Here is a 14,764-nt window from a genome sequence, read left to right on the forward strand (position 1 = left end):
AGTGTTTATGACGGTTCTAACCGTCATAAACACTCACGAGTCAACGGGTGCAGGGGTCGCCCTCGGCGTCCTCGTCGAGCCGCGCCAGCATCCGGTCGAAGGCCCGGCCGAGCACTTCCAGGTCGTCGCCGGAAAGCGGGTCGAAGAAGTACCGCCGCACCGTTTCCACGTGCTGGGGCGCGGCGGCCTCGATCGCGCCGCGCCCGGCCGCGGTCAGCCGCACCATCGAGCCGCGCGCGTCGTCCGGGCAGTCCTCGCGCGAGACCAGGCCGCGCTTCTCCATCCGGCTCACGTGGTGCGAGAGCCGGCTGCGGTCCCAATCGACCTGGGTGCCGAGGTCGCGCATCCGCAGCACCTCGTCCGGGGCCTCGGACAGCGGCACGAGCAGCGCGTAGTCGGCGCCGGACAGGCCCGCGTCACGCTCCAGCTGCCGGTCCATCGCGCCGCCGAAGTCCCGGACCAGCCGGTGGTAGGACCGCCAGACGTGCGCTTCCCGCTCATCGAGCCACTGTGCGTCCGCCATCCCCTGATCCTACAAAATTGTTGACATATCATCACGGCAGCGCGGCGAGGATCACCGCCGGGCCAGGATCGGCGGCGTAGAGCCGTTCGACGATCCCGGCGCGCCGCCGCAGCACCTGGCGCTGGTTGACGTACCCCTTGTCCGTGATCTCGCCGGCGTCGAGATCCGGCGCCTCGGCCAGCAGCACGAGCCGCTCGACGCGCCCGGCGGAGCCCGCTGTGGCGTTGAGCGCGGCCAGCAGCTTCGCGATGTGCGCGCCCAGCTCCGGGTGGACCACACAGCCGTCGACAACCGTCGGCTCAGCCGTCGACAACGCCCGCGCTTCGGCCTGGTTGAGCCAAGCCAGCGCGCCCACGTGCGCCCGGTCCTCTCCCGCGATCACGGCGTCCGAGAGCACTGGGACGGCCGAAAGCAGCGCAGTCCGCAGCGCGCCGACGCGGACGAAAGTGCCGGTGCCGAGTTTGAAGTCCTCCGCGATCCGGCCGCCGAACAGGAGCCCGGCGTTCGGGTCCGCGGGATCGGCGGGCAGCGCGGCGTCGCCGGTGCGATAGAAGCCGTCGCCGTCGAACGCGGCGGCGGTCTCCTCCGGACGCCCCAGATAGCCGGGCGTCACGGCGGCTCCCCGCACCCGGATTTCCCGCGCGCCGCCGACGGGCGCGAGCTTCACCTCCAGCCCCGGGAGCGGGACGCCGATGCACCGCGCGTCCTCGAACGCGTAGTGCGCGCTGGTCACGGCGGGCGCGGTTTCGGTGGCGCCCCACGAACCCGTGAGCGCGATTTCTCGATCGGTGGTAGCCCGCGCGACCGCCGTGAGCCGTTCGCGCAACGCGGCGGGGAGCGCGGCCGCGGCGTTGAACAGCAGCCGCAGGCGGGAGAAGAAGACCCGGGCGAACTCGGCGTCCTGCTCCAGCACGGGCACGAGCTGGGCGTAGCCGGCGGGCACGTTGAAGTACAGCGTCGGCGGCGCGGAACGCAGGTTCTCCACACTCCGGCCGAACAGGTGCGGCGCGGGTTTGCCGTCGTCGACGTACAGCGTGCCGCCGCCGCGCAGCACCAGGTTGACGTTGTGGTTGCCGCCGAAGGTGTGGCTCCACGGCAGCCAGTCGACGAGCACCGGCCGCTCTTCGGCCAGGAACGGCCACACCTGCGTGATCGCCTGCTGGTTCGAGCAGAGCATGCGGTGGGTGTTCAGCACCCCCTTGGGCGTGCCCGTGGAGCCGGACGTGAAGAGCACCTTCGCCAGCGTGTCCGGCCCGACCCCGGTGTACGCGGCTTCGAGGCCGGGCCCGGGTTCCGTCGCGAGCAGGTCGTCGAGCAGTTCGGCACCGGGCCCGGGATCACGCGCGACGACCACCGCGCCGGGCGACACCGCGGCAAGCGCGGCCGCGAACGGGCCGCCGTCCTCGGCGAACACCAGCCCCGGCCGGAGCAGTGCGGCGATCTCGCGGATGCGCGCATGATCGGCGCTGAGCAGGGAGTACGCCACGCTGATCGGGGCCACCGGGACGCCCGCCGTCAACGCGCCGAGAGTGAGCACGAGGTGGGCCGCGGAGTTGCCGGACAGGATCATCAACGGCGCGTCCGGGCCGAGCCCGCGGTCGAGCAGGGCCTGGCCGACGGCGTCGGCGCGGCGGCGGACCTCGCCGTAGGTCAGCGTCGCCCAGCCCTCCCCGGCGCGCTCGGCCACCAGCGGGTAATCCGGGTCGACGGCCGCCCACTCGCGGAGCATGGCGGCGACGCTGCGCGGGTACGGGCCCAGCGGCGTCCGGGAGCGGAAGACCACGCTCCCGTCGGGCCGGTCCTCGCACTCGACGTCGGGCACAGCGAACATCCGGCCTCCTCCGCGAGTGCCCCTCACGCAACTATTGCGTCTCGCGGGAAATTTGTCGAACGTCGGCCGGCTCCGGCTCGACCAGCCGGCGCATCACGGCGCCGGCCTTGAGCAGCAGCTCCACCTCGTCCTGGTCGAGTTCGCCCAAGCGCTCGACCAGCGCTTCGGACTCGTCGCGCACCACCGCGCGCAGCCGCCGCCGTCCCGGCTGGGTGACGTGGACGTAGCTCACGCGCCGGTCGTCCGCGTCGGTCCCGCGCGCCACCAGCCCGGCCTCCTCCATGGCGTGCACGACCTTCGTCGCGGTCGGCTGGGAGCAGCCGACCTCCGCGGCGAGCGCGCCGATCCGCAACGGCCCGGAGCGCGACAGCTTGGCCAGCACCAGGAGCTGGGTACGGGGCAGGCCATCCGGCGGCGCGGCCCGGCGCAGCTCCCGCAGCAGCCGGTGCAGCGACAACACGAACTGGAACGCCTCGTCGGCGTCGACATCCCGCGGCTCGCGCGCCATGCCCGCTCCTTCACCCTCACCCAGCCGGTCTCACCGGATACGCAGCTCCGGTGAGTACAGATCGAACCAGGTCGCGAAGTTCAGCACGCGTTCGAGGAGCGGTCGCAGCGGCGAGGCGGTCTCATCGGCCGCCATCAGCTCCTTCAACGCCCGGTGGTCGACCAGGTCGAACACCGGGTGCGCGCGGTTCGCCAGCACGTCCTCGACCTGGCCGCGCAGCGCTTCGACGTACTTCGGGTCCTGCGTGGACGGGTACGGGCTCTTCACCCGCTCCGCCACCGAGACGGGCAGAACGTCGCGAGCCGCGGCCCGCAGCAGGCTCTTCTCACGGCCGTCGAACGTCTTCATCGCCCACGGCGTGCGGTAGACGTACTCCACCAGCCGGTGATCGCAGAACGGCACGCGCACCTCGAGTCCCACGGCCATGCTGAGCCGGTCCTTGCGGTCGAGCAGGACCCGCACGAACCGCGTCAGGTGCAGGTAGCTGATCACGCGCATGCGGCGTTCGTGCTCGCTCTCCCCGGCGCGCGTCCCGGCCTCGGCGACGGCGGTGGCGTAGGAGTCGCGGAGGTGCCCGCCGAGGTCCAATGTGGACATAAGCTCGCCGCCGAACAGTCCCCCGCCGGGCCGTCCTCCCCCGGCGAACCGGTGCGCCAGCCACGGGAACGTGTCGGCCTGCTGCACCACGGGATCGTGGAACCACGCGTAACCGCCGAACACCTCGTCCGCCGACTCACCCGACAGCGCCACGGTGGAGCGCTCGCGGATCGCCCGGAACAGCAGCAACAGGGAGTTGTCGAGCTCGCCCAGCCCGGACGGCAGGTCGCGCGCGGCCACGACGGCGCGGCGCACCGCCGGGTCGGCGAGGTCACCCGAGTCCAGCACGATGTCCTGGTGCAGCGAGCCGACGTGCTCGTGGACGTCGCGGACGTACGGCGCGTCCGGAGTGGACCGTGACCGGTCGGCCACGAAGCGCTCGGTGTGCCCGGCGAAGTCGACGGCGAAGCTGCGCACCTGCTCGTCCTGATCGGCCAGCTGCCGCGCGGCCAGCGCGGTGAGCACGCTGGAGTCGAGGCCGCCGGACAGCAGCACACAACGCGGCACGTCGGCGACGAGCTGGCGGCGCACGATGTCGTCGAGAAGTTCGCGCACGCGCTCGACGGTCACGCTGACGTCGTCGGTGTGCTCACCCGGCTCCAGCCGCCAGTACCGGTGCACGCGCAGGCCCTGGCGGTCCAGCGTGACGACGGTGCCGGGCTCGACCTCCCGCATCCCGGCCCAGACGGCGTGACCGGGGCTCTTGGTGAACGACAGCAGCTCACGCAGGCCGTCCGCCTCGATCACCGGCCGGATCCCGGGGTGCGCGAGGATCGCCTTCGGCTCGGAGCCGAACAACAGTCCTTCGCCGTGCGGGGCGTAGTAGAGCGGCTTGATGCCCATCCGGTCGCGCACGAGCAGCAGCCGCTCCTCGCGGGAATCCCAGATGGCGAAGGCGTACATGCCGTTGAGCCGCTCGGCCAGGCCGGCGCCCCACTCGAGGTAGCCGTGCAGGACCACCTCGGTGTCACTGGCCGTGGTGAACCGGTGCCCGCGCCGGGTCAGCTCCGCGCGCAGTTCGGCGAAGTTGTAGACCTCGCCGCTGTAGGTGAGCGCGACGGTGCCGCCCGCCTCGGCCGTCATCGGCTGGGCGCCCAGCTCCAGGTCGATGACCGCCAGCCGGCGATGGCCGAACGCCGCGGGCCCGTCCGCCCACAGCCCGGCCGCGTCCGGCCCCCGGCAGGCCATGGTCGCGGTCATCGCCGCCACCGTCTCCCGCTCGGCCGTCAGATCCCGGCCGAAGTCGACCCATCCCGTGATCCCGCACATGCCCGTACCCCCGCTGTCCGTCGCCGTTGCCCGTCACCGAGAAACATTCATAGGGAATGAAACTATCTCGCGGACAGGCGGCGCCACCCCGCGAGCGGGTGTCCTGCGTCACATCAAGGGGTCACGACGACGGGTACAAGCGGCCCATCAGTTCCAGGACCTCGTCGATCATCCGGGTCGCCTCGGCCTTCGACGGGGCGTCGGCCACCTCGCGGCCGGCCTCGGTGGACATCGCGGTCAAGGAGAGCACGAGCATGTCCGACAACGGCCGGGTATGGCCGTTGACCAGGGTGGCGTTGGCCGTGAGCCATTCTCGGAACCGCGCGCGGGAGAGCAGGCCGAAGCCGGCCGGGCCGTTTCCCGAGAGGAACAGCCGGGCCAGCTTCCGCTCCTGCCAGCAGCCCTCGAGGTAGGCGCGCGCCCCTGCGATGTACAGCCGCAGCGCGTCCTCCTCACCCGCCGCCAGCGCCGTGCGGAACGCCTTGGCCGACCGGTGCTGCTGGCGGCGGTTGTACTCGTTGTAAACGGTGATGTACAAATCGGACTTCGCGGCGAAGTGGTGGTACAGGCTGCCGATGCTCGCGCCGGCCCGTTCGGCGATCGCGGCCATGCTCGCCCGCTCGTAGCCGGCGGCGATGAACACCTCACCGGCTGCCGAGAGCAGAGCCGTCCGGGTCGCCTGCGCCCGCTTGCTCCCTGTCGCCTCCGTCATGGCGCGATTGTGCCGGACCCGGTCATCCGGCCGGGATCCCGTTGGCCGGAGCCTGCGGCTGGGCCTGCGTGTAGGGGGTCACCGCGCCGTCGCCGTCGCCGGTGACGAGCGGAGTGCCGGCCGAGACCTGCTTGCCGCCCTTCACCATCGCGATCTGCCCGCCGGTGAACCCGGCGTGCGAGTCCGCGCTGTAGCGGAACGGGACCAGGCCCGGCCCGGCGAGCCCGCCCTTCTGCAACGCGTCGACGAGCCCCTGCCGGGTCGGGTTCTGCCCGGCCCGCGCGAGCGCCTGGGTGAACGTGTAGGCGTAGGACATCGCGTAGTAGACGTTGCCGTCGAAGGGCACGTTCGGGATGTACTGGTCGTGGATCTTCTTGAACAGCGCGGTCCACGAGTTGCTCGTGTCGTCGAGCGCGGGCAGGTAGGCCGAGGTGACCAGGCCCTCGATCAGGTCCTGGCCCTTCACCGAGGAGCCGGCCTGCTTCGCGAAGTTCTCCAGCAGCCCGGAAACGGTGATCGGGTCGGCGCCCACGCTGGAGGCCACCAGCGTCGGTGTGTAGCCGAGCTTCAACGACGTCAGCTTGAACAGCGCGGTGTACGCCGGGATCGCTTCCAGCACAACGACGTCCGCCTTCGACGCCGCGATCGCCGAGACCTGCGCGGCCACGTCGGTGTTGCCCGGCTGGTACGGCTGGCGCGAGACGACCAGGCTCTGGTCGACGTACTTGTCCAGGCCCTTCATGCCGTCGTGGCCGAAGTCGTCGTCCTGGTAGAAGTAGGCGACTTTCTTGCCGGCGAAGTTCTTCTTCACGTAGTCGCCGAGGATCTTGCCTTCGACGGTGTAGTCCGGCTGCCAGCCGAACGTGTAAGGATGCGCCTTCGGCTGGTCCCAGCAGGTGCAGCCGGACGCGACGAACAGGTCCGGCACCCGCGAGGAGTTCAGGAAGTCGACGACCTTGGTGTGCGTCGGCGTGCCCAGCGAGCCGACGATCGCGAACACCTTGTCCTGCAGCACCAGCTGTTTCGTGAGGGTGACGGTCTGGGCCGGGTTGTAGGCGTCGTCGAGGTACTTGAGCTGGATCTTGCGGCCGTTGATGCCGCCATTGGCGCTGACGTAGTCGAAGAACGCCTTCGCGGCCGGGCCCTGCTCGCTGTAGCCCGGCGCCGCGGTCCCGGTGAGGGGGATCGTGGAGCCGATGGTCACGGTGTCGGCGGTGACGCCGGGCGTGGCGTCGGCCGAATCACCGCCCGACGCGCAGGCGGCGGCCAGTGCGACCGTCGCGGTCAGGGCGACCGCGACGGAAACGTGTCGGCGTACGGTCATCTTCATGTCTCCTGACGGTTCTCTTGTGGACGGCCGGAGCGGGCCGGCCGCAGCAGGGCACCGAGCTTGCGCACCCCGGACTGGATGCCACCGGGGAACACGACGATCACCACGATCAGCACCAGCCCGTAGAGGACCAGCGGGATGTTCGCGTAGATCGCCCGTGGCAGGTTCGCCCGCTGCGCCAGGTCGGCGGTCCAGTTCGGCAGCAGGGTGACGATGACGGCGCCGTAGACCGCGCCGGCGAGGGAGCCGAGCCCGCCGACCACGGCGGCGGTGAGCAGTGACAGCGAGAGGGCGAGGGTGAACGCGCCGGGCGCGGCCAGGCTGTTGACGATGGCGAACAGGCCACCGGCCAGGCCCGCGAACGCGGCGCTGATGCCGAACGTGACGATCTGCGTGCGCGCCACGTGCACCCCGGACAGCGCGGCGGCCTGCTCGTCCTCGCGCACCAGCCGCATGTCGCGCCCGAGCCGGCTGCTCGCCAGGTTCGACAGCAGGAACAGCGTGATCACCAGGCACAGCCCGCAGATCCAGGCCTGCCAGCGCTCCAGCGGGAAGCTCTCACCGAGTGACAGCGGTGGTGGCTCGGAGGTGACGATGAGGCCGTTGGCACCACCGAGCAGGTCCCGCAGCCCGTGGTAGTCCGCCAGTGACGGCAGGCCGACGGCGAGCGCCAGCGTCGCACCGGCCAGGTACGGCCCGCGCAGCCGGGCGGCGGCGACACCGACCAGACAGCCCAGCGCGCCGCCGACGACCACGGATCCGAGCAGGACGAGCGCCAGCGGCCACTGGAGGTGTTCCAGCAGCACCGCCGTGGTGTACGCGCCGACCGCGACGAAGGCGCCGTGGCCCAAGGAGATCTGACCGGACAGTCCGGAAAGGACGGTGAGCCCCGCGGTCGCGATGGCGGTGTAGCAGATCTGCGCCAGCTGCAGATTCGCGAACGCGTCGAGCGAGGTGGAGACGAAGTAGAGCACGACGAGGCCGAGCACCGACCAGGTCAGGTGCCGGACCAGAGTGGACTGCCGCCAGAGGCGCAGCGGTGCGGCGGAGGCCAGAGCCGTCATACCTGCCTGCCCTTCGCGGTGCCGAAGAGTCCCTGCGGCCGCACCATGAGCACGGCGATGAGGACGACGAGCGACGCCAGCGTCACGATGTCCGAGCCGAGGTAACCGGCCACGTAGCTGAGCACGATCCCGAGCGCGAGCCCGCCGACGACCGCGCCCGGCGGGCTGTCGAGCCCGCCGATCACCGCGGCGGTGAAACCGAACACCAGCACAGCGTCGAACGCCGTCGGGCTGACGAACGTGCTGGGCGCGATCAACACTCCGGCGACCGCGCCGACCGCCGCGGCCAGCGCCCAGCCGAGCGTCAGCATCCGCCCGACGCGCACGCCGAGCAGCCGCGCGACCTCCGGCGCGAACGCCGTCGCCCGCATCCGCAGGCCGAACGAGGTCTTGCGGAACACGAGCGCCAGCCCGGCCATCACGGCCAGCACCACGAGCACGACCCACAGGTCGTTGGGCGCGAACAGCAACTGCCGGCCGCCGGCCTGGAACCCGGCGATGCCGAACGCGGGCGGGTACGAGCGCGGGGTGCCGCCGAACAGCATCCCGGCCGCGCCCTGCAGCAGCACGAGCAGGCCGAACGTCACCACCACCGCGTCCAGCGGCGACCGGTTCTCCACCGGCCGCACCAGCACCCGTTCCACGACCGCGCCGAGCACCAGCCCGCTGAGCACCGCGACGATCAGCGCGAGCCAGTACGAGCCGCCGTGCGAGATGATCGTGTAGGCGATGAACGTGGTGATCATCAGCATGCCGCCCTGCGCGAAGTTCACGATCCGCGTCGAGCGCCAGATGAGCACCAGGGCCAGCGCGACGGCCGCGTACACGGCCCCGCTGGTGAGGCCGGCCAGGGTCAAGTCCACGAAGCGGCCCATCACACCTCCAGGTAGGCGCGGCGCACCCGGTCGTCGGCGGCCAGCGCGCCGGCGGTGTCGTCGGCGACCTTGCGGCCGAGGTACAGCACGACGGCGCGGTCGGCGACCGAGAGCGCCGTCGCGGCGTTCTGCTCCACCAGCAGGAGCGTGAGGCCGTTCTCGGCGCGCAAGGTGCGCAGCACGGCCACGATGCGGGCCGCCACGCGCGGCGCGAGGCCCAGCGACGGCTCGTCGAGCAGGAGCAGGTCCGGCCGGCTCATCAGGGCGCGGCCGATGGCGAGCATCTGCCGCTCACCGCCGGAAAGCGCTTCCGCGCGCTGGTTTCTTCGGTCCGCCAGCGGCGGGAACAGCTCGTACATCTCCACGGCGCCCGCGCGCAGCCAGCGGCGGTCGCGCCGCCACAGCCCGCCGAGGCGGAGGTTTTCCGCCACCGTCAGCTCGGCGATCACCCCGCGTCCCTCCGGCACGTGCGCGACACCGAGGCGCACCAGGTCCTCCGGCGCCAGGCGGGTGATGTCGCGGCCGTCGAGCCGGACGGCGCCGTCGCGCGGCCGGTGCAGGCCGCTCAACGCGCGCAGCAACGTCGTCTTGCCGGCGCCGTTCGCGCCGAGCACGGCGGTGATCGACCCCCGCGTCACCTTCAGGTCCACGTGGTCGAGCGCCCGCACCGGGCCGTAGTCGACGACGAGCCCGCTGACGTCAAGCATGCGCGCCCTCCTCACCCGCGACGGCCGCCACGGGGTCACCCAGGTAGGCCCGCTGCACCTGCGGGTCGGACCGGACCTCCGCCGGCGTGCCGCGGGCGATGACCTCGCCGAAGTCGAGCACCACCAGCTCGTCGCACAGGTTCATGACGAAGTCCATGTGGTGCTCCACGAGCATCACCGTGGTCGTGGGCGCGAGGCCGCGGACGGTGTCGGCCAGCTCGCCGATCTCGTTCTCGGAAAGCCCGGCCGCCGGCTCGTCGAGCAGCAGCAGCCGGGGTTCGCTGATGAGCGCCCGCGCGAGCGCGACCCGTTTGCGCACGCCGTAGGGCAAGCCGGCGCAGACCCGGTGCGCTTCGCCGTCGATTCCCAGCTGCCGCAACACCTCCATCGCTTCCGAAGCCAGCGCACGCTCGTCGCGGTCCGCCCACGGCGACGCGAGCAGCGCGCCGGCCAGCCCGGTGCGCGAGCGGTGGGTCGCTCCGGCGACGACGTTGTCCAGCACGGTGAGCCCGGCGAACAAGCCCAGGCCCTGCAGCGTGCGGGCGATCCCCCGGCCGGTCAGCCGTTCCGGGCGCGGCCGGACGAGTTCGGCGCCGGCGAAGGTCAACCGGCCCGCGTCGGGCCGCACGAAACCGCAGATCGCGTTGAACAGGGTGGTCTTGCCGGCGCCGTTGGGCCCGATCACCCCCAGCACGCAGCCCGCCCGCACGTCGAGCGAAACCTGCCGCAGCACCTCGAGCCCACCGAAGGAGACGCAGAGCCCCTCGGCCCGCAGCAGCACCTGGTCCTCGGCCACGCTCACCCCACCGCCTCGTCGCAGTGAAACCCGGCAGATCAGAATCCGATTCGGACGCGACGAACAGTACAGCGGCGAACCTGGCTTGCCCAGACTCGTTATCAGGCCGAGTTTTCCGGTGACCGAAGTTTGATCGAAGACGCCCGGTACCCGGAGAACCGAATATTGTTCTACCTAAGTATCGCGTGCTATACCCGCACTCGGGTGGCGTCGCACCGGAGCGGCGCCGAGAGCAACGAGGTGCGTTTTGAGAAACCGTACTTGGCGCTCCACCGCGGTGCTGGCCGCACTGGCCGTGCCGATCCTCCTGACCTCGGTCGCCACCGCCGCCGAAGCGTCACCCTCGCGTTTGGGCATCACCACCGTCTCCAATCCCCGGCCCGACCTGGTCAGCGGCGGCCAGGTACTGGTCAGGGTCACGCCGCCGGACCCGGGCTCCGCGCGGCAAGTCCGGGTGACAGCAGGCGGGCACGACGTCACGTCCGTCTTCCGCGCCCAGGCCGACGGCAGCCTGCTCGGGCTCGTCACCGGCCTGCGCGACGGCGGCACCGACGTCACCGCCACCGCCGGGCACGGCGGCCGCGCGAGCGTGCGCGTGGTGAACCACCCGATCACCGGGCCGGTCTTCTCCGGCCGCCAGCAGCAGCCGTTCTACTGCGAGACCACGGCGTACGGCCTGCCGCCCGCGACGATGCCGCTCTGCAGCGCGCCGACGCAGGTCACCTACCAGTACAAGACGACGGCCGGGAAGTTCCAGCCACTGGCCGATCCCGCGAGCCGTCCGGCCGACCTCGCGACAGCCACCGTCGGCGGCCACCCCGTGCCGTACGTGGTGCGAGTGGAACGCGGGACGATCGACCGCGCGGTGTACGAGATCGCCGCGCTCACGTCCGACGCCACGGCGCCCTCGCCGTACACCGCGAGCCCCGGCTGGAACGGCAAGCTCGTGTACACCTTCGGCGGCGGCTGCAACGCCGGCTACCACCAGGGCGCCACGACCGGCGGAGTGGTCAACGACCTGTTCCTCGCGCAGGGCTACGCGGTCGCGTCGTCGAGCCTGAACGTGCTGGACAACAACTGCAGCCCGATCATCTCGGCCGAGGCCGCGATGATGGTCAAGGAGCACTTCGCCGAGACCTACGGCCCGATCGCGCACACCATCGGCTGGGGCGGTTCCGGCGGCGCGATCCAGCAGTACGACATCGCGGAGGCCTACCCCGGCATCGTCGACGGCATCATCCCCGGAGTGTCCTTTCCGGACCCGATGACCACGTTCGGGCCGGTGTCGGACTGCGAGCTGCTGAACCGGTACTTCGCCGGGAACGGCGCTTCGTTCACCGCCGCGCAGAAGCTCGCGGTCGGCGGCTGGAACTCCTACGACACCTGCGTTTCGTGGGAACTGACCTTCGCCAACCGCGCGACGGCCACCGACAGCTGCAACGCGGCGATCCCCGTCGCGGCACGGTGGGACCCGGTGACGAACCCGCACGGGGTGCGCTGCAATTCCAACGAGCAGTTCGTGAACCAGATCGGCCGCGACCCGAAGACCGGCTTCGTGCGCAGCCCGCTGGACAACGTCGGCGTGCAGTACGGCCTCGACGCGCTGCGGGCCGGGAAGATCACGCCGGCCCAGTTCGTCGACCTCAACGCGTCGGTCGGCGGGCTCGACTACACCGGCAAGCCGGTGCCGCAGCGCAGTACCGCGGACCCGAAGGCGCTGGACGCGGTCTACCGCGACGACATCTACAACTCGGCCTCGCTGGGACTGCGCTCGACGCCGATCATCGACCAGCGCACGGACCTCGACTTCGCGGGCACCGGGAACGACATCCACACCAGCGACTGGTCGTACGTGCTGCGCCAGCGGCTGCTCACCGCGAACGGGACCGCGGCGAACCAGGTGATCATCGAGAACCAGCCGACGGCCGAGCAGCAGGCGGCCGCCAGCGCCTACGAGCTGGACGCGATGGACCGCTGGCTGACCGCGATCGACCGCGACGGCTCGCACCGCCCCGCCGCGGCGAAGGTGATCGCGAACCGGCCCGCCGACCTGTCGGACGGCTGTTACGTCTCGGCGACCCAGCGGGTGCAGGAAAAGCTGACCTACCCGTCGAGCGGCCAGTGCGGCGCGGCGTACCCGGTGGCCGAGAACACGCGGACGGCCGCGGGTGAGGGCACCGCGATGAACACGCTGAAGTGCCGGCTGGAGCCGGTGGACTTCCGCTCCTACCCGGTGCGGTTCACCCCGGCCGAGCAGTCCGCGCTGCGGTCCGCCTTCCCGTCCGGAGTCTGCGACTACGACCGTCCGGGCGTCGGCGAGCGCCACCCGGCCGGGACTTGGCTGGATTACGGGAGCCGCTGAGCCGTGAGGGCCACCCCGCGCCGCCGGGGGTGGCCCTCACCCGGTTCAGCGGTGGCGGCAGCCTGCGGCCCGGCCCCGGCGGTGCGATGCTGGGTTCATGACTCACTACGCGCTGGCGCAGGCGGTCACCGTCGCGCAGGACCTCGAGGCGAAGGGCTTCCTGGGCACGGTCGGGAAGATCGCGGCCGCCACCATCATCTTCTTCATCGCGATCGGGCTGATCGTGGGCCTGATCCTCGGCTTCTTCATCGGCCGCGCGGCCGGGCGCCGACAGGGCTCCGGCTCCTGACCGCGTTCCGCGGACCACGCTGTCCACAAAGGACTCAGCGCGGTCGCGGACTCGGCAGATGAGGCACCGGCCACTGCCAGTGCCAGGGCCGGCGGCGCTCCTCGGCCGCCAGGGACGGGTCCGGGCGCTGCGCTTCCGGCCGGCCGTACCGGTACTCCCGCTCCACTTCCACCAGATCGAAGATCCAGTCGCCTCTCATTGTGTTCCTCCCAGGTCGTCGGTGATTCCGGCTTCCACGGTGGTACTGAGGGCACGGTGCGGGCATCGGGAGATCACGTCGTCCCGCCCGTCGACCCCTTACGCCGGGAATTCCCTTACTCGGCCGGACAGCTGCCCCGGGCCAGGTGATCTTCTGGCAAGATTCACGCGAACTCGGTCGAACTCTCGCCGGAAGGGTGGGCACCCATGGGCCTGGGCAGGAAACTGGCGCTCGTCGCCACGGCCGCGACGGCGGTGGCAGCGATGCTCTCCGCCGGGCCGGCCGGCGCCGCACCGAGCGGTGGCGTCGCGTGGAAACCTTGTGCCACAAGCAAAGGCGTCGACTGCGGCACCGTGACCGTGCCGATCGACTGGGACCACCCGGACCACGGCACGATCCAGCTCGCGCTCGCGCGCCGCAAGGCGACCGACCCGTCGGCGCGGATCGGCTCGATCCTGATGGACCCGGGCGGCCCGGGCGGGCCCGGCGCGGGCGAGGTGCAGGACGGCTGGTCGCTGTCGCCGGAGATCACCCGCCGGTTCGACACCGTCGGCTTCGACCCGCGCGGCGTCGGGCAGAGCAACCCGGTGCGCTGCGGCCTCACCGAGGTGACCGCCCCCGACCCGCAGCTGCCGAAGAACGCGAGCGAGTACGCGCAGCTCACAGCCTACAACCGCGCGCTGGGTGCGAGCTGCGCCAAGAACACCGGGCCGCTCGCCGGGTTCGTCGACACCAAGAGCGTCGTGCACGACATGGACGCCATCCGCGCCGCACTCGGCGAGGACAAGCTGACGTACTACGGCGTCTCCTACGGTTCGCTGATGGGCCAGCAGTACGCCGAGACGTACCCGGACCGGGTGCGCGCGCTCGTGCTGGACAGCAACATGGACCACTCACTGCGGACCACGTGGGAGTTCCTGAGCAGCGAGACCGTGTCGTCGCAGGAGCTGTTCGAGCAGTTCGCCGCCTGGTGCGCGCGGACCGCGACCTGCGCGTTGCACGGCCAGGACGTGCACGCCCTGATGGCGAAGCTGTACTCCCGCGCGGAAAGCGGCGACCTCGGCACGCCGGACGACCGGCTCGGCCCGGTGGCGCTGGTCAACCTGGTCGGCCAGAACTTCTACGGCCCCACCTGGGACCAGCTCGCCACCACGATGGTGAACCTGCGCGACGGCAAGCCCGCCCAGCCGTCGGCGTTCGGCGACATCACCGTGCCGTCGGCGTTCGGCAGCGTCTTCTGCTCCGACTGGAAGCTGCCCGTCAGCGGCTACGGCGAGCTGGAGACCTACCGCCGCGCGCTCGCCGCGATGGCGCCGGACATGCGGTTCTCGCCGCTGGGCTGGACCTCGACCGCCAGCTGCATCGACTGGCCCGGCAAGGTGCGCAACCCGCAGCACCGGCTGTCGGTGCACGGCGCGCCGCCGCTGCTCATGCTGAACAGCCGGTACGACCCGGCCACGCCGTACCCGTGGGCGCAGCGCGCGGCCCAGCAGAGCGGCGCCACCCTGCTGACCTACGACGGCTGGGGCCACGGCGCGTACTTCAAGAACAGCGACTGCGTCATCAAGGCGACGGACGCCTACCTGATCTCCGGCACCGTGCCGCCGAAGGGGACGCACTGCGCCGCCGTGGAGCCGAAGGCCAAACAGTCCAGGATGGACGGTCCGATTCTGCCGCCCATCAAGCTCTTCGGACGCTAGCC

General features: G+C 71.4%; 13 protein-coding genes. 3 read left to right on the forward strand and 10 right to left on the reverse strand.

Annotated elements, in window-relative coordinates; all coding sequences use genetic code 11:
- Window positions 1–40: 40 nt before the first annotated feature.
- The 10 genes from OG943_RS27135 to OG943_RS27180 all read right to left on the reverse strand — a co-directional run bounded on the left by OG943_RS27135 (window position 41) and on the right by OG943_RS27180 (window position 10,218).
- The gene (locus tag OG943_RS27135) at window positions 41–523 is read right to left on the reverse strand and encodes a MarR family winged helix-turn-helix transcriptional regulator (protein WP_328603749.1); all 483 of its coding nucleotides are present in this window, start codon (window positions 521–523) and stop codon (window positions 41–43) included.
- Window positions 524–554: 31 nt separating this feature from the next.
- The gene (locus tag OG943_RS27140) at window positions 555–2,354 is read right to left on the reverse strand and encodes a feruloyl-CoA synthase (RefSeq protein WP_328603750.1); all 1,800 of its coding nucleotides are present in this window, start codon (window positions 2,352–2,354) and stop codon (window positions 555–557) included.
- 31 nt (window positions 2,355–2,385) lie between these two features.
- The gene (locus OG943_RS27145; protein ID WP_328603751.1) at window positions 2,386–2,862 is read right to left on the reverse strand and encodes a MarR family winged helix-turn-helix transcriptional regulator; all 477 of its coding nucleotides are present in this window, start codon (window positions 2,860–2,862) and stop codon (window positions 2,386–2,388) included.
- Between the two features lie 30 nt (window positions 2,863–2,892).
- Window positions 2,893–4,728 carry an asparagine synthase (glutamine-hydrolyzing) gene (gene asnB / locus OG943_RS27150; protein ID WP_328603752.1) on the reverse strand — a complete coding sequence of 612 codons (1,836 nt, stop codon included), beginning with the start codon at window positions 4,726–4,728 and terminating at the stop codon, window positions 2,893–2,895.
- 121 nt (window positions 4,729–4,849) lie between these two features.
- Window positions 4,850–5,440, reverse strand: coding sequence for a TetR/AcrR family transcriptional regulator (locus OG943_RS27155; protein ID WP_328603753.1), 591 nt, complete (start codon window positions 5,438–5,440; stop codon window positions 4,850–4,852).
- A 22-nt stretch (window positions 5,441–5,462) separates the two neighbouring features.
- Window positions 5,463–6,764, reverse strand: coding sequence for an ABC transporter substrate-binding protein (locus OG943_RS27160; RefSeq protein WP_328603754.1), 1,302 nt, complete (start codon window positions 6,762–6,764; stop codon window positions 5,463–5,465).
- 2 nt (window positions 6,765–6,766) lie between these two features.
- Window positions 6,767–7,834, reverse strand: coding sequence for a branched-chain amino acid ABC transporter permease (locus OG943_RS27165; RefSeq protein WP_328603755.1), 1,068 nt, complete (start codon window positions 7,832–7,834; stop codon window positions 6,767–6,769).
- Window positions 7,831–8,709, reverse strand: a complete 879-nt coding sequence (locus tag OG943_RS27170; RefSeq protein ID WP_328603756.1) for a branched-chain amino acid ABC transporter permease — start codon at window positions 8,707–8,709, stop codon at window positions 7,831–7,833. The genes OG943_RS27165 and OG943_RS27170 overlap by 4 nt, the downstream gene beginning before the upstream one ends.
- Entirely contained in the window at window positions 8,709–9,416 is a 708-nt protein-coding gene (locus OG943_RS27175; RefSeq protein ID WP_328603757.1) for an ABC transporter ATP-binding protein, read from the reverse strand. Before OG943_RS27175 ends, OG943_RS27170 begins: the two co-directional genes overlap by 1 nt.
- Window positions 9,409–10,218, reverse strand: a complete 810-nt coding sequence (locus OG943_RS27180) for an ABC transporter ATP-binding protein (protein ID WP_328603758.1) — start codon at window positions 10,216–10,218, stop codon at window positions 9,409–9,411. Before OG943_RS27180 ends, OG943_RS27175 begins: the two co-directional genes overlap by 8 nt.
- Before the next feature lie 241 nt (window positions 10,219–10,459).
- Between OG943_RS27180 and OG943_RS27185 the strand changes: the two genes are divergently transcribed.
- From OG943_RS27185 to OG943_RS27195, 3 genes are all read left to right on the forward strand, one after another.
- Window positions 10,460–12,574, forward strand: a complete 2,115-nt coding sequence (locus OG943_RS27185) for a DUF6351 family protein (RefSeq protein WP_328603759.1) — start codon at window positions 10,460–10,462, stop codon at window positions 12,572–12,574.
- Between the two features lie 97 nt (window positions 12,575–12,671).
- Entirely contained in the window at window positions 12,672–12,863 is a 192-nt protein-coding gene (locus tag OG943_RS27190; RefSeq protein ID WP_328603760.1) for a hypothetical protein, read from the forward strand.
- A gap of 405 nt (window positions 12,864–13,268) precedes the next feature.
- Complete coding sequence (locus OG943_RS27195; RefSeq protein WP_328603761.1) at window positions 13,269–14,762, forward strand: alpha/beta hydrolase; 1,494 nt, start codon at window positions 13,269–13,271, stop codon at window positions 14,760–14,762.
- Window positions 14,763–14,764: the final 2 nt, after the last annotated feature.

Source organism: Amycolatopsis sp. NBC_00345 (assembly GCF_036116635.1).
GTDB lineage: Bacteria > Actinomycetota > Actinomycetes > Mycobacteriales > Pseudonocardiaceae > Amycolatopsis.